9 protein-coding genes are annotated in these 16272 nt (G+C 70.4%); 6 read left to right on the top strand and 3 right to left on the bottom strand.

Annotation, left to right across the window (positions count from 1 at the left end; translation table 11 throughout):
• Positions 1 to 47 precede the first annotated feature (47 nt).
• From ligA to gyrA, 5 genes are all read left to right on the top strand, one after another.
• The gene (gene ligA, locus FQY83_RS04035) at positions 48 to 2555 is read left to right on the top strand and encodes an NAD-dependent DNA ligase LigA (RefSeq protein WP_146385206.1); all 2508 of its coding nucleotides are present in this window, start codon (positions 48 to 50) and stop codon (positions 2553 to 2555) included.
• A gap of 232 nt (positions 2556 to 2787) precedes the next feature.
• Entirely contained in the window at positions 2788 to 3768 is a 981-nt protein-coding gene (gene epmA / locus FQY83_RS04030; RefSeq protein WP_238333390.1) for an EF-P lysine aminoacylase EpmA, read from the top strand.
• 96 nt (positions 3769 to 3864) lie between these two features.
• Positions 3865 to 4446, top strand: a complete 582-nt coding sequence (locus FQY83_RS04025; RefSeq protein ID WP_146385202.1) for a DUF3011 domain-containing protein — start codon at positions 3865 to 3867, stop codon at positions 4444 to 4446.
• 51 nt (positions 4447 to 4497) lie between these two features.
• Complete coding sequence (gene mtnA, locus FQY83_RS04020) at positions 4498 to 5571, top strand: S-methyl-5-thioribose-1-phosphate isomerase (protein ID WP_146385200.1); 1074 nt, start codon at positions 4498 to 4500, stop codon at positions 5569 to 5571.
• A gap of 254 nt (positions 5572 to 5825) precedes the next feature.
• Positions 5826 to 8432: a DNA gyrase subunit A gene (gene gyrA, locus FQY83_RS04015; RefSeq protein ID WP_146385198.1), complete on the top strand. Its 2607-nt coding sequence runs from the start codon at positions 5826 to 5828 to the stop codon at positions 8430 to 8432.
• 112 nt (positions 8433 to 8544) lie between these two features.
• On the opposite strand, the gene FQY83_RS04010 is transcribed toward gyrA, so the two are convergent.
• The 3 genes from FQY83_RS04010 to FQY83_RS04000 form a co-directional block, all read right to left on the bottom strand.
• The gene (locus tag FQY83_RS04010) at positions 8545 to 9228 is read right to left on the bottom strand and encodes a HEAT repeat domain-containing protein (protein WP_158636427.1); all 684 of its coding nucleotides are present in this window, start codon (positions 9226 to 9228) and stop codon (positions 8545 to 8547) included.
• A gap of 66 nt (positions 9229 to 9294) precedes the next feature.
• Positions 9295 to 9957, bottom strand: coding sequence for a hypothetical protein (locus tag FQY83_RS04005; RefSeq protein WP_146385194.1), 663 nt, complete (start codon positions 9955 to 9957; stop codon positions 9295 to 9297).
• A complete protein-coding gene (locus tag FQY83_RS04000; RefSeq protein ID WP_146385192.1) occupies positions 9944 to 10987 on the bottom strand; it encodes a hypothetical protein in 1044 nt (347 codons plus the stop codon). The genes FQY83_RS04005 and FQY83_RS04000 overlap by 14 nt, the downstream gene beginning before the upstream one ends.
• Positions 10988 to 11215: 228 nt before the next feature.
• On the opposite strand from FQY83_RS04000, the gene FQY83_RS03995 reads away from it, so the two are divergent.
• Positions 11216 to 16150 (top strand): alpha-2-macroglobulin family protein, encoded by a 4935-nt coding sequence (locus tag FQY83_RS03995; RefSeq protein WP_146385190.1) that lies wholly within the window; start codon positions 11216 to 11218, stop codon positions 16148 to 16150.
• The last annotated feature ends 122 nt before the right edge of the window (positions 16151 to 16272 follow it).

Here is a 16272-nt window from a genome sequence, read left to right as displayed (position 1 = left end):
AGGGCTGGGGTGGGGGCAGTCACATCCCGACCCGCTAAAATCCCGCGATGACCGCGCCCCGATCGCCCGCCGCACGCGCCGCCGAGCTCCGGCTCCGCCTGGAAGACGCCAACTACCGCTACCACGTCCTCGACGAGCCGAACATTCCGGACGTCGAGTACGACCGCCTGCTGCGCGAACTCGACGAGCTGGAAACCGCGCATCCCGAGCTGGTGACGCCCGATTCGCCGACCCAGCGCGTCGGCAATGCACCGTCGGCGAAATTCGCCGAAGTCCGGCACGCGATCCCGATGCTGTCGCTCGGCAACGCCTTCAGCGACGGGGAAGTGCAGGATTTCGTGCGCCGCATCGCCGACAGGCTCGACCGCCCGTTGCCGAAGTTCTCCGCCGAACCCAAGCTCGACGGCCTCGCGATCAGCCTGCGCTACGAGCACGGCGCGTTCGTGCAGGGCGCCACCCGCGGCGACGGGACCAAGGGCGAGGACGTCACGGCCAACCTGCGCACGGTGAAGGCCATCCCGCTGCGCCTGCGCGGCGGGAAAGACGGGCACGATCCGCTGAAGCTGCGCGGCAAGGATTGGCCGGCGGTACTGGAAGTCCGCGGCGAGGTCTACATGCCGCGCGCCGCCTTCGAGCAGTACAACGAGCATGCCCGTCTGCACGGCGGCAAGGTGCTGGCCAATCCGCGCAACGGCGCGGCCGGTTCGCTGCGCCAGCTCGATCCGCGCATCACCGCGCAGCGGCCGCTGGCGTTCTTCGCCTACGGCGTTGGCCTCGTGGAAGGCGGCGAACTGCCCGATTCGCATTCGGCCACGCTGGCGCAACTGCGCGAGTGGGGGTTCCCGGTCAGCAATCTCACCGAAGTGGTCGAGGGCGCCGACGGCCTGCTCGACTACTACCGACGCATCGGCGAACGCCGCGACGCGCTGCCGTTCGACATCGACGGCGTGGTCTACAAGCTCGACGACTTTGACGACCAGCGCGAGATGGGCTTCGTCTCTCGCGCGCCGCGCTGGGCGATCGCGCACAAGTTCCCGGCGCAGGAGCAGGCGACCACGGTCGAGGCGATCGAGATCCAGATCGGCCGCACCGGCGCGGCGACGCCGGTGGCGCGGCTGGCGCCGGTGCAGGTGGCCGGTGTGGTCGTCACCAATGCCACCCTGCACAACGCCGACCAGATCGCGCGGCTCGACGTACGCGTGGGCGACAGCGTGATCGTGCGCCGCGCCGGCGACGTGATCCCGGAGGTCGTCGCCGTGATCGCCGAGCGCCGGCCCGCCGACGCGCTGCCGTGGACGATGCCGGCGACCTGCCCGGTCTGCGGCTCGGAGATCGTGCGCGAGGAGGGCGAGGCGGTCTGGCGCTGCTCGGGCGAGTTGAGCTGCCCGGCGCAGCGCAAGGAAACCATCCGTCACTTCGCCTCGCGCCGCGCGATGGACATCGAGGGGCTGGGCGACAAGTACGTCGAGACCCTGGTCGACGCCGGCCTCGTGCGCGGCGTGGCCGACCTCTACCGCCTCACGCGCGACCAGCTGCTGCAGCTCAAGCTGGTGCTCGACGCGGACACGCCGGACGCGCTGGCCGCGTCGGTGCAGCCTCACCTGCCGCCGGAGGGCAGCGGCGCCGTGCTCGCCGCGATCCAGCGGCTCGACGCCGCGGACGAGGGCTGGCGCGCCGCCGCGCTCGCGCAGTCGATCGCGTTCGCCTGGAACCCGAAGAAGATCGCCACCAAATGGGCCGACAACCTGGTCGCGGCGATCGACCGCTCGCGCGATGCGGCGCTCGAACGCCTGCTGTTCGCGCTCGGCATCCAGCACGTCGGCGAGAGCACGGCCAAGGCGCTGGCGCTGTGGTTCGGCGACCTCGACCTGATCCGCCGCCTGCCGTGGCCGCTGTACAAGCGCGTGCCCGACATCGGCGGCGAAGTGGCGCGCTCGCTGGGGCACTTCTTCGAGCAGGCGGGCAACCAGCAGGCCATCGACGACCTGCTCACCGCCGGGCAGGTGCGCATCCGCGACGGCCACCCGCCGTCGGCGAAGCTGCGCGACGGACTCCATCTGGCCACGCTGCTGGTCGAAGCCGAGATCCCGACGATCACGAACCTGCGCGCACAGGCACTGACGGAGGTGCTGCCGACTGCAGCAGGGATCGTCGACGCCGGGCCGGAGGCGTTCACCGCCGCCGGCCTGCCGGAAGCTTCCGCCGCCGCGCTGCGGGACTGGCTGGAGCAGCCGGGCCATCCGAAGCTGCTGCTGGACGGCGAGGCGGCGATCGCGAGCCTGCTTGCGCTCGCACCGGAGGCGGATACCGCGCAGGCCGGCCCGCTCGACGGCAGGACCGTGGTGCTGACCGGCGGGCTGGCATCGATGAGCCGCGACGAGGCCGGCGCGAAGCTCGAAGCGCTGGGCGCGAAAGTCGCCGGCAGCGTGTCGAAGAAGACGCATCTCGTCGTTGCCGGCGAGAACGCCGGTTCGAAACTGGCGAAGGCGCAGGAACTGGGCATCGAGATCTGGGACGAGGCGCAACTGCTCGCGTTCCTGGAACGGCACGCGTGAGCACGCCTGCGAGTCGCGGGACACGCCCAATGGCCACCAGTCGCCAACCTCGGCCGTCATCCCGGCGAAAGCCGGGATCCATTCGTCGGCGCATCCACGTCCGATCGTCATCCCGGCGAAAGCCGGGATCCATTTTGACTTTGCCGTGGCGTTCGTCATTTCGTGCAGAGGCAAGAGCCAAATGGATCCCGGCTTTCGCCGGGATGACGACAAGGGGTATTCGAGGTTGGTCGTGAGCGGGAGTCACACGCAAGCGTCGGCCGATCCCGGCGCCATCCACCTGCGCGCGCGCGCCAACGCAGCGATCCGCGACTTCTTCGCGCGTCGCGGCGTGCTGGAAGTCGAAACCCCGACGATGTCGCGCGCCGGCAACACCGACCCCAACATCGCCTCGTTCCCGCTCGAATTCTCCGGCCGCACCGACGGCGCTCCGCGCACGCGCTGGCTGCGCACCTCGGCCGAGTTCCCGATGAAGCGCCTGCTCGCCGCCGGCCTCGGCGACTGCTACGAGCTCGGACGCGTGTTCCGTGACGGCGAGGCCGGCGGGCGCCACAACCCCGAATTCACGATGCTGGAGTGGTACCGCGTCGGTTGGGAGCACCTGCGCCTGGCCGACGAGGCGATCGAGCTGGTGCAGGCGGCGCTGTCGCTGGTCGAACGCGAGGCCTCGGTGGCGCGCATCACCTTCCGCGGGCTGTACCGCGACACGCTCGGCATCGATCCGATGACGGCGGACATCGACGCGCTGCGCGCGGCCGGCGATGACATCGCCATCGACCCCGAAGGCCTGACCCGCGACGACTGGCTCGACCTGCTGATGACCCACCGCATCCAGCCGCGCTTCCCGCCCAACCAGCTGCTGGTGGTGCACGACTATCCCGTCTCGCAGTGCGCGCTGGCGAAGGTGGTGCGACGCGACGACGTCGACGTGGCCGAACGCTTCGAACTCTACCTCGGCCCGCTGGAGCTGGCGAACGGCTACCACGAGCTGACCGACGCCGCCGAACAGCGCCGGCGCTTCGAACGCGATCTCTCGGTGCGATCGGCGCGCGGGGCCGCGTCGCCGCCCATCGACGAAGCCCTGCTCGACGCCATGGCGGCGGGACTGCCCGCCTGCGCCGGCGTCGCCCTCGGTGTCGACCGCCTGTTGATGGCCATGCTCGGCACGCCGCGGATCGCCGACGTGCTGGCGTTCGACTTCAATCGCGCCTGAACCGCGCCGCGCGGCCGGTCAACATCGCGTTTTGCCCCGTCGTTCACGGGATTGCGCGCAATGTGTCGCGCAGCAAGCATGCTCGGGAGGTGTCGGATGGGCGCGATCAGGATCGGTCTGGGTGCGGTGGTGTTGCTGCTGGCAGGCTGCGTCAGCTATCCCTCCGGTGGCGGCTACGGCGGCTATCCGGATTCGGGACGCTATCCGGGCGGAGGCTACGGCCCGGGTGGCGGCTACGGTGGCGGCTACGGCTCGGGGTCGGTCGTGCGCTGCGAATCGGACAACGGCCGCGACCGTCGCTGCAGCGCCGACACCCGCGGCGGCGTCTCCATCTCGCGCCAGCTGTCGCGCACGGCCTGCGTGCAGGGTCGCAACTGGGGCTGGGACAACAGCGGCATCTGGGTGTCGCAGGGCTGCCGCGCGGAATTCGTGACCGGTCGCGGCAGCGGCGGCCATGGTGCCGGCCGTCCGTCGGGCCCGGGCTCGGGATACGGGCAGACCCTGCGCTGCGAATCCGACAAGGGCCGGCATCGCCGCTGCAACGCGCAGGTCGGCCGCGGTGTCGACCTCGTTCGCCAGCTGTCGCAGACGCGCTGCGTGCGCGGGCAGAACTGGGGCTGGGACCGCAGCGGCGTCTGGGTCGACGGCGGCTGCCGCGCCGAGTTCCGCGTGCGCTGAAGGCCATGGACCGGCGGCCGCATGCACGCGGCCGCCGGTAGAATCGGCGTCATGACCGACGCCATCGACTACGCCCGCTACGACCGCATCCGCCCGATCCGCTGGACCGGCGAGGCCCTCGAACTGCTCGACCAGCGCAAGCTGCCCTTCGTCGTCGAATACCTGGCGTGCCGGAGCAGCGACGAGGTCGCCGACGCGATCCATTCGCTCGCCGTGCGCGGCGCACCGGCGATCGGCATTGCCGCCGCGTGGGGCGCGGTGCTGGCGTCGCGCGAGATCGGTGCGAGCGACGCGGCCGATGCCGCGGCGGAACTCGAACCCGCGCTGCAGCGGCTCAACGCCGCGCGCCCGACCGCGGTCAACCTCGCCTGGGCGCTGGCGCGCATGCGCGCGGCCCTGCTGCGCGCGCGGGCGGGCGAGGGCATGGACTGGCGCGCGGCGCTGGAAGCCGAGGCGCGCGCGATCGAGACCGAGGACCTTGCCGCCAACCGCGCGATGGGCGTGCTCGGCGCCTCGCTGATCGCGCCCGGCAGCGGCGTGCTGACCCACTGCAACACCGGCTCGCTGGCGACCGCCGGCTTCGGCACCGCGCTGGGCGTGATCCGCGCCGGCGTCGCGCAGGGCGGCATCGCGCGCGTGTACGCGGGCGAGACCCGGCCGTGGCAGCAGGGCGCGCGCCTGACCGCGTGGGAGCTGCTGCAGGACGGCATCCCGGCGACCCTGATCGCCGATTCCGCCGCCGCGCACCTGATGAAGACCGGTGCGGTGCAGTGGGTCGTGGTCGGCGCCGACCGCATCTGCGCCAACGGCGACACCGCCAACAAGATCGGCACCTACCAGCTGGCGATCTCCGCGCGCCACCACGGCGCGAAGTTCATGGTCGTGGCGCCGTCCTCGACCGTCGACATGGATACCGCCTCGGGCGAGCTGATCGAGATCGAGGAGCGCGACCCCGCCGAGCTCTACGGCATCGGCGGCACGCGCACAGTGGCCGAAGGCGTGCCGGCGTGGAACCCGGTGTTCGACGTGACGCCGGCGGGCCTGATCGACGCGATCGTCACCGAGAAGGGCATCGTCGAGCATCCCGATACCGCCGCGATGCGGACCATGTTCGGCGACCATTGATCGCGTACGTCGGGGCGTAGCCCCGACCTATGGCGTCGTTCACGGCGCCCCCTGCGCGTGCGATGCGCGGGACATCATTCCGGTGCCTGCAAGTGCTTGTTTTTCCGCCGGAAAATGGTGGCGAAAAAGTGCCCCGCGTGGTATGATTCCAACACTGTTTCCGGCGGGGTCGAAAGGCCCCGCCGCCATGTTTCCGGCCCCCCGCCCAGAGCGGCGCACGAGCGGTCCGGCACCACGAGGATGCAAGCAATTCGATGACCGATCTCGCGCAGGAAATCATCCCGGTCAACCTCGAAGACGAAATGCGCCGCAGCTACCTCGATTACGCCATGAGCGTGATCGTCGGCCGCGCGCTGCCCGACGTCCGCGACGGCCTCAAGCCGGTCCATCGCCGCGTGCTGCACGCGATGAACGAACTCGGCGCGCACAGCAACAAGCCCTACTACAAGTCGGCGCGTATCGTCGGCGACGTCATTGGTAAATACCATCCGCACGGCGACCAGTCGGTCTACGACACCCTGGTGCGCATGGCGCAGCCGTTCTCGCTGCGCTACATGCTGGTGGACGGGCAGGGCAACTTCGGTTCGGTCGACGGCGACTCCGCCGCGGCGATGCGCTACACCGAGGCGCGCATGGCGCGCATCACCCACGAGCTGATGGCGGACATCGACAAGGAAACCGTCGACTTCCAGCCCAACTACGACGAGAAGGAGCTGGAGCCGTCGGTAATGCCGACGCGCTTCCCGAACCTGCTGGTCAACGGCTCGGCCGGCATCGCGGTGGGCATGGCCACCAACATCCCGCCGCACAACCTGTCGGAAGTGGTCGACGCGCTGATCGCGCTGATCGACAACCCCGACATCGACATCGACGGCTTGATGGAATACATCCCGGGCCCGGATTTTCCCACCGGCGGCATCATCAACGGCGTCGGCGGCATCCATCTCGCCTACCGCACCGGCCGCGGCCGCGTGCGCATCCGCGCCAAGTGCGACGTGGAAGTGGCCGACAACGGCCGCGAGTCGATCATCGTCACCGAGATCCCCTACCAGGTGAACAAGGCGCGGCTGATCGAGAAGATCGCCGAGCTGGTGAAGGAAAAGAAGCTCGACGGCATCAGCGAGCTGCGCGACGAGTCCGACAAGGACGGCATGCGCATCTACATCGAGATCAAGCGCGGCGACTCGGCCGAGGTGGTGCTCAACAACCTCTACGCGCAGACCCAGCTGGAGTCGGTGTTCGGCATCAACATGGTGGCGCTGGTCGACGGCCGCCCGCAGTTGCTCAACCTGCGCCAGATCCTCGAGGCCTTCGTCCGCCACCGTCGCGAGGTGGTCACGCGGCGCACGATCTTCGAGCTGCGCAAGGCGCGCAACCGCGCCCACATCCTCGAGGGCCTGACGGTCGCGCTCGCCAACATCGACGAGATGATCGAGCTGATCAAGACTTCGGAGAACCCGCAGGTCGCCAGGGAGCGCATGCTCGCGCGCCTGTGGCAGCCCGGGCTGGTCGGCGCGCTGCTCGGCGCGGCCGGCGCCGAGGCCTCGCGTCCGGAAGACCTGCCCAAGGGCGTCGGCCTGCTCGCCGACGGCTACCAGCTCACCGAGACCCAGGCGCAGCAGATCCTGGAGATGCGCCTGCACCGCCTGACCGGGCTGGAGCAGGAAAAGCTCACCGAGGAATACAAGCTCCTGCTGGAAACCATCCGCGGCCTGATCGAGATCCTCGAGAACCCGGACGTGCTGCTGGAGGTGATCCGCACCGAGTTGCGCAACGTCAAGGAAGAATTCGGCGACGAGCGCCGCAGCGAGATCCGCGCCAGCGAGGAAGACCTCGACATCCTCGACCTGATCGCGCCGGAGGACGTGGTGGTCACGCTCTCGCACGCCGGCTACGCCAAGCGCCAGCCGGTCACCGCCTATCGCGCCCAGCGCCGCGGCGGCCGCGGGCGCAACGCGGCGGCGACCAAGGACGAGGATTTCATCGACCAGCTGTGGCTGGTCAACACCCACGACACCCTGCTCACCTTCACCAGCGCCGGCCGCGTGTTCTGGCTGCCGGTGCACCAGCTGCCCGACGCCGGCCCGAACGCGCGCGGCCGCCCGATCATCAACTGGATCGCGCTGGAGGAAGGCGAGAAGGTGCAGGCCGTGGTGCCGGTGCGCGAGTACGAGGCCGACAAGTTCGTGTTCTTCGCCACCCGCAACGGCACGGTGAAGAAGACACCGCTGCCCGAGTACGCCTACCGGCTGCAGCGCGGCAAGATCGCGATCAACCTCGACGACGGCGACGCGCTGGTCGGCGTGGCGCTGTCGGACGGACATCGCGACATCATGCTGTTCGCCAGCAACGGCAAGGCCGTGCGCTTCGCCGGCAGCACCGTGCGCCCGATGGGCCGCACCGCCACCGGCGTGCGCGGCATCAGGCTCGCCGGGGGCGAGGAAGTGCGCAGCCTGGTGGTGGTGGACGGCGACGGCGACATCCTCACCGCCAGCGAGCGCGGCTACGGCAAGCGCACGCCGCTGGAGGAATACCCGAAGAAGGGTCGCGGCACCCAGGGCGTGATCGCGCTGCAGACCACGGCGCGCAACGGCCGGCTGGTCGGCGCGATCCAGCTGTCCGACCACCACGAGGTGCTGCTGATCTCCGACGGCGGCACCCTGGTGCGCACACGCGCGGCGGAAATCTCCCAGGTCGGTCGCAACACCCAGGGCGTGACCCTGATCCGGCTGGGCGAGGGCGAGAGCCTGCAGGCGATCGAGCGCGTGGATGCGTCCCTGGACGCCGACACCGATGCCGCGGCCGATGACGCGCCGTCGCAGCATCCGGGCGATGGGGACAGCCCGCGCGCGGACGCATGACGCACAGGGGCCGGCGCGAGGGCCTGTTCGGCGTCTCGAAGCCCGCGCGCCGGAACGGCGGCTCCGACGCGGGCCGCCATGGCGCCTGTTGACGGCGCGCCTGCCGCGCCGGTTACTCGCTGACGACGGCCTGCGCGAGCTCGCGCACCAGCCTGTCCGGGTCCTCGCGCAGCTTCAGGGCCTCGGCCCTGGCCTCGGCGTCGGTGGTCAGGCTGCCGCGGGCCTGCAGCGCCTGCAGCGCCTGGAAGCGCACCAGCGGCGAGGAATCGGCCAGGCGGCCGAGCAGTGCACGATGGATCGCTTCGCCCTCCAGGGGCGCGGCCGCGCGCGTCGCTTCCAGCCGGACCGATGCGTCATCGTCGTCCATGCCGCGGACGACGGCCTCGGTCGCGGCGACCGGCAGCGGGGCGCCGTCGCCGGAAGCGGTCGCCAGTTGCCCCAGCAGGGCGACGGCCGTCGCGCGGATCGCGGCGCGATCGCTGTTCGCGAGCCCGGCCAGCGGTTCGGCCAGCGCGATGTCGTCGTCCGTGACCTGGCCCTGGAGGCGCGACAGCGCGGCGGAGGCCCGCAGTTCGGCGAGTTCGCCGTCGGGCGGCAGGGCCGCCAGGGAATCGAAAGCGGAACGGAACGGAGACGAGGCGGTCGGCATGGGGTCCATGGCCTGCGGCGGCGGAGGGGCGGCGACGTCGGACGACTGCTGCCCGCACGCGCCCAGCAGCGCGGCGCAAACCGCCGCCGCCAGCAACAGGCGCCTGCGTTCCGGGGAGGCTCGCGGAGTCGGCCGATCAGCATCCATGGCGCGATTGTGCCGGAATCGGCGTGAAGGGCCGTGGGCGGGACCGCATGCGCCGCGCGCGGGATCTCACGCCGGATCGAAGGTGCGGATCGAGATCGCGAGCCGCTCGCATCGGGGCCGCAGCGTCTCGACCAGGGCGCGGAGGTTCGCGCAGGCTGCCATCGTCGACTGGGCCGCCAGCGTGTAGCGGGGATCGCCCGCCAAGCGCAGGCCATTCCATCGGCCGGACAAGAAGTCGTCGATCGTGATCGTCTCGGCGGCAGGTCCGGCATGGCCCGAGGTCCGCTTCCAGTCCAGCACCACGTGGTTCTCGCGCGACGCCGCCGGTGCGGATCCCGGGCCGAGGTACAGGCGCGTGCGATGCCGGCGCACGAGCGACTCGGCGGATTCGAGGAACGCCCGCGCGAGCGGCGACAGCCGGCGGACGATCTCCGGCGGCATGGCGTCGCCGGCGGCATCGCGCGGCTGGCTGGCGGCGAGGACGTGGCCGGCGTTGAAGAAGCGGTCGCGGGTTTCGCCGGGCAGGCGCAGCGACAGGTTGATGCGCTGCTGGTCCGTGGCCGCGGAACCGAATGCGCTCCACAGGGCCGGATCCGGGGCGTCGACGGCGCGACGCCCGTGCCCCGGCGCCCGGCTGGCGTCGCGGCGCAGCGCTTCCAGCACCGACAGCATGGCTTCGCCGTCGCCGCCCGTCGCCGGTGCCTCGCGCGGGGACTCAGCGCTGGCCATTGGCGAGGATCGTGGTGTTGGTCCAGTCGATCGCGGTGCCAACGTCCGTGCTCGACCAGCCCTCGGGCGGGTGCTGCAGCCACTGCAGCTGGATCTCGGCCTGCACGCGGTTGGCGACTTCCTCGAAGTCGCGCGGCGGGTTGGCGCCCTGGTAGATGCTGTTCAGTGCGGAAATGCCGGCCGCCGCCGCGACGCCCCAGGGGCCGAAGCCGGCGGCGATCGTCCCGGTGAACCCGGCGAGTCCGTTGACGATCGAATTGCGGGTGGCGTCGGACGCATTGATCGCGTCGAAGTGCTTGAGCATGCCCGAGATCAGCACGCCGTTGAACGCGCCGGCATTCTCGGGCGTGAACTCCATCGAGCACGACACCTCGCTGATGAGCTGTTCGACCGCGTCGACCACCGCCTGCGGATCATCGCCGGCGTTCTTCTCGAGGTAGATCTGCACCAGGCTGCCGAGGGCATCGAGTTCGCCGGTCTCGTAGCCGGCCTGCTTGCCGTTCCAGTAGTCGGCGCTCGCGCCCATCTCGCGCATGATCAGCGCCATGTTCTCGGCGGTCAGCACCCGTGCGCCATTGCCGGTCAGGTATTCGAGCACGTGTTCGGGCGCAGCCGCGAAGGCCTTGGCGAAGGCCACGGAGTCGCCGCTCGCCCAGGCCATGGCGGCGATCGCGGTGGCGCCGTTGAGTTCGGTGCTCCGGCCGTTCACGGACACGTCGAAGCTGCGCCCGGCCATCCATGTGTCCATGAACGCGTTCAGGTTGCTCGGAGAGAGCTCCTTGAGCATTTCCGGCGTGATGCGGTTCAGATGGAGGACATTGCCTTCCATCGCGCCGCCCAGCGCCGTGTCCGCCCAGCCGGGCCCCTTGTCGCCCATGTCGATCGTGGCGTCGTCGCCGCGGAACTGGAGGCTCGAGATCTCGCCGTCTTCGACGGTATGGGTGTCGGAACCCGGGCTGCAGCTGCCGACGTCCTGCGGTACCTGCGATGTGTAGTCCGTACGCAGTTGGGTCTCCATGCTGGTGCTCACGGGCGTGTCCTTGATCGCTGCGGGGAACCGCAGCAGGCGCGAGCGTGGATTCCGGTGGCCGCGCCTACCGCTATGCCGATTGTCCCCATGAGATCGCGCGTCGGGTACCCCGTGCGGACCCTAGGCCCACCTTCGATCCGGTTCGCCGTCGTTTGCCGCCTTCAAGGGGCGAGGGCGGTCGCGCTCGCCCGGCTGCTCTCTATACTTGCAGGCAACAAAGGAGGGGATATGCAGCACGCGACGGGTGGGGCCGGACAGGGATTCCGTTCATGGGCGTGGGGTGCGCTGCTGCTGGCGACGCTGCTGCTCGCCATCGCCGGCTGCAAGCGCAACGAGAGCGGCCAGCTGCCGACGGTCAGCGGCGAGGCCATCCAGGCCGAGCGCGACGCGATCGAGGGCTTCGGCCTCGTCCGCGCCTGGCCCGATCAGGGCGAGGACTCGCTGGCGGTCGCGCTGGAGTTCTCGCAGCCGCTGGTGGGCACCCAGGACTTCGACAAGCTGCTGAGCTTCGCCGAGAAGATGGCCGAGACCAGCAGCTGGACGCTGTCGGACGACGGCAAGGTGCTGCGCTTTCCCTTCGTCCAGCCGGGCCAGAACTACACGCTGCGCATTTCCGGCGAGCTGACTGCGGCCGACGGCAGCAAGCTCGGCCGCGACCTGGAGGAGAAGATCTATACCGGCGAGCTCGACCCGGTGGTCGGCTTCGCCTCGCAGGGCAGCGTGCTGCCGGCGAAGGAATCGCGCGGCCTGCCGGTGGTGTCGGTCAACGTCGGGGAAGTGGATGTCGAGTTCCTGCGGGTGAAGGAGTCCTCGCTGCCGAAGTTCTTCGCCGAGTACCAGCGCGGCGGCCGCCGCGGCAGCTGGGAACTGGACAGCCGCTGGGGCAACAAGGTGCCGATGTCGCAGCTGGCCGAGCCGGTCTACGTCAACCGCTTCGTGCTCGGCGGCAAGCGCAACGAGCGCGTGCTGACCTACCTGCCGCTGCAGGATATCGCCGAACTGCAGCAGCCGGGCCTGTACTTCGCGGTGATGAAGCAGGCCGGCTCGTTCCAGGACCGGTTCGAGACCGCGTTCTTCACCGTCAGCGACATCGGCCTGCATGCGCGTGCGTACAAGGACAAGCTGTTCGTGCACACCGCCTCGCTGCGCGACGGCAGCGCGATCGGCAGCGCCGAGCTGCGCGTGCTCGATTCGCGCGGCGAGACGATCTACAAGGCGAATACCGACAGCAACGGCAACGCGCTGGTCGACTACAGGATCGACGCCGCGCACGTGCTGGTGGCCAGCCGCGGCAACGACGTGTCGATGCTGCCGTTCAACCAGCCGGCGCTGGACCTGTCCGAGTTCGCGGTGTCCGGGCGCGAGAACGCCTGGTTCGACGTGTTCGCCTGGTCCGGGCGCGACCTCTACCGGCCCGGCGAAACGGTGCGGGTGTCGGCGCTGCTGCGCGACAACGACGGCAGGCCGGTGGCGGCGAAGGACGGCAAGGCGCAGCCGCTGTTCGTGCGCCTGAAGCAGCCCGACGGCAAGACCTTCTTCGAAAGCCGGCTGCAGCTGGGCGCGCTCGGCCATTTCCGCTTCGAGAAGGAAGTGCCGGTGGACGCGCCCACCGGCCGCTGGCAGGTCGAGTTCCGCACCGATCCGTCGAGCAAGGAGGCGGTGCAGGGCATGACCCTGCGGATCGAGGAGTTCCTGCCCGAGCGCATGAAGCTCGACCTCGAATCCGCCGACGCCGTGCTCAGGCCCGGCCAGCCGCTGAAGCTGCAGGCGATCGGTGCCTATCTCTACGGCGCGCCTGCGGCCGGCAACCGCTTCACCGCCAGGCTCGCGGTGGCGGTCGAGCAGCATCCGCTGGAAAACCTGCCGGGCTGGTTCTTCGGCGATCCCACCATGCAACTGCCGAAGGAGGCGAAGGACGTCGTCGACGCGACGCTCGACGCGCAGGGCCGGCTGCAGCAGGACATCGCGCTGCCCGAGGAGGTGAAGCCGACCACGCCGGTGGCGGCGGTGGTGTCGGGCAGCCTGTACGAGACCGGCGGCCGCAGCGTCAACCGCACGCTCAAGCGCGTGCTGTGGCCGGCCGACGCGCTGGTCGGCGTGCGCCCGCAGTTCGACGACAAGGACGGCGCCGACGCCAACGCCAGTCCCGGCTTCGAGCTGCTGCGCGTCGGCAGCGACGGCAGGCCGCGCCCGGCCAAGGGCCTGCAGGTGACGCTGGTGCGCGAGCATCGCGACTACCACTGGCGCTACGACGAGGACAGCGGCTGGGACTACGAGTACTCCAGCCGCTTCGAGAACATCGAGACGCGCACGGTCGACGTCGGCGAGACCGCGGCGCGGCTGAACTTCCCGGTGGAGTGGGGCGAATACCGCGTCGACGTGCTCGATCCGGAGACGAAGCTGGTCACGCGCTATCCCTTCCGTGCCGGCTGGAGCTGGGGCGACGACAACCGCGGGCTCGATGCGCGCCCGGACAAGGTCAAGCTCGCGCTCGACAAGACCGCGTACAGGGCCGGCGACAAGCTCAAGGTGACGGTCACGCCGCCGCACCCGGGCAAGGGCCTGCTGATGGTCGAGAGCGACCGCATGCTGTACGTGCAGGAGATCGAGGCCCGGGCCGGCAGCAGCTTCGAGATCCCGGTGACGCAGGACTGGGAGCGCCACGACGTCTACGTCACCGCGCTGGTGTTCCGCGGCGGCAGCGCCGCAAGCAAGGTCACGCCGGCGCGCGCGGTGGGCGTGGCGCACGTGCCGATGGACCGGCGCGACCGGCGCATCGCGGTCGGTCTCAAGGCGCCGGAGCAGATCAGGCCGGAAGGGCCGATGCAGGTGGTGCTGAGCGCGCCGCAGCTGGCCGGCAAGGAGGCGTATGCGACGGTGTCGGCGGTCGACGTCGGCATCCTCAACATCACCCGCTATCCGGTGCCGGACGCGCTCAAGCATTTCTTCGCGCAGCGGCGGCTCGGCGTGGATGCGTACGACGTGTACGGCCGCGTGATCGAGAGCCATGAGGGCGGCACCGCGCGCCTGCGCTTCGGCGGCGACATGGCGCTGGCGGCGCTGCCGCAGGCGCGGCGGCCGACCGCGCGGGTGCAGACGGTCGACCTGTTCGCAGGCCCCGTGAAGCTCGACGCGCAGGGCAATGCGAAGGTGACGCTGCAGGTGCCGGACTCCAACGGCACGCTGCGGGTGTCGGCGCTGGTGTACTCGGCCGACGGCTACGGCAGCCGCGCGGTCGAGACCATCTCGCGCGCGCCGATCGTGGCCGAGGCGAGCATGCCGCGGGTGATGGCGCCGGGCGATCGCAGCACGGTCACGCTCGACCTCACCAACTTCACCGGCAAGGCCGGCGAGTTCGACGTGCGCGTGGACGGCATCGGCCCGGTGACGGTCGGCGAGGGCGCGCGCAAGGCGAGCCTGGCGGTCGACGGCAAGTCCACGCTCAGCTTCCCGCTGGCGGCGAATCCGGGCTACACGGTGGCCAAGGTGCGCGTGCGCGTGGACGGCAACGGCTTCAAGGTCGACCGCAGCTACGACCTGCCGGTGCGGGCGGCGTGGCCGGCGGTGCTGCGCTCGCGCACGCAGGTGCTGCAATCGCCGGCGCCGGTGACGCTGGACGGATCGCTGGCCAGCGGGCTGATGCCGGGCTCGGTGGTGGCGCAGTTCACGGTCAGCGCGCTGCCGCCGATCCCGTTCGCCAGCGCGATCCGCGGCGCGCTGAACTATCCCTACGGCTGCGCCGAGCAGACCACGAGCAAGGGCTACGCCGCGCTGCAGCTGGACGAGGCAACCGCGAAGATGCTCGGCATCAAGGACGTCGATGCGAGCAAGCGCCGGCAGTACGTCGAAGGCGCGTTCGGCCGGCTGGCCTCGATGCAGATCGGCTCCGGCCACTTCTCGATGTGGGGCAACGACGGCTACGTCAATCCGGGGCTGACGCCGTACATCGTCGAGTTCCTGCTCGACGCGCGCGACGGCGGCTTCAACGTGCCCGAGGCGGTGCTGCAGAAGGCGCTGGAGCGGCTCAACGAGGACCTGCTGGCCGGCGGCAACCAGTTCTACGGTCGCGACCACCGCTCGCACCTGCGCTTCGCCTACCAGGCGCACGCCGGCTACGTGCTCGCCCGCGTCAACCGCGCGCCGCTGGGCACGCTGCGCGCGCTGTACGACAACGAGCGCAAGAACACGCTGACCGCGCTGCCGCTGGTCCACCTCGGCCTCGCGCTGTCGCTGCAGGGCGACAAGGCGCGCGGCGAGAAGGCGGTCGGGGAGGCGTTCGCGTTCAAGGGTGATCGTCCGGGCTACCTGTGGGACTACGGCAGTCCGCTGCGCGACGGTTCGCTGATGATCGCCCTGACCCACGAGCGCGGGCAGGCGCGCGCGGCCTACGACGCGAAGGCGGTCGACATCGGCCGCGAGATCGACGTGCGCCGCAACCGCGGCTGGCTGTACCTGAGCACGCAGGAGCAGATCGCGCTGGCGCGGCTGGGCAAGGCGCTGGCGGCGGCGCAGGGCAAGCAGGTGTCAGGGACGCTGACCGAAGGCGGCGTGGGCCAACCGGTGCCGGCCGCGCGCATGGTCGGGCGCGCCTACGACGGCGAGACGCTGGCCAAGGGCGTGCGCTTCGATCCGGTGGGCGAGCCGCCGCTGTTCGTGAACATCGACGTGACCGGCGTGCCGACCGCGGCGCCGGCGGTGGATGCGAGCCGGATCAAGGTCGAGCGCAAGCTGTACACGACCGAGGGCAAGCCGTGGACGCCGGCGCCGCTGAAGGAGGGCGAGGCGCTGATCGTGGCGCTGTCGATCACCGCCGACGTGGCGATGCCGGATGCGCTGCTGACCGACCTGCTGCCGGCGGGGCTGGAGATCGAGAACTTCAACCTGGGCGACGCGAAGCAGTGGGCGGACGTGGTGGTGGACGGGATCGAAATCAGCGATCGCTCCGATGCCGCGGACGTCAAGCACGAGGAGTTCCGCGATGATCGCTATGTCGCGGCGCTCGATCTTGATTCCGGTCGGACTGCGCGCGTGTTCTATCTGGTGCGGGCGGTGACGCCGGGGAGCTATACCGTGCCGCCGCCGCTGGTGGAGGACATGTATCGGCCGGATATCCGGGGGGTGGGGCGGGCGGTGCCGGGGATGATCACGGTGGTGCAGCCGTGATCGTCCGGGGTATGACGTCGTGATGTTGTAGTGAGTCGGGTGGGAACCGGGGTGACGGCTTTCCCTGCACCCCTCACGGCCGTCATTCCAGCGAAAGCTGGAATCCATTTTGCTCTTGTTCT

Origin of the sequence: Luteimonas marina (assembly GCF_007859325.1) — a bacterium.
GTDB lineage: Bacteria > Pseudomonadota > Gammaproteobacteria > Xanthomonadales > Xanthomonadaceae > Luteimonas > Luteimonas marina.
The sequence above is the reverse complement of the archived record's forward strand: the minus strand, read 5'-3'. Positions and strand labels throughout refer to the sequence as shown.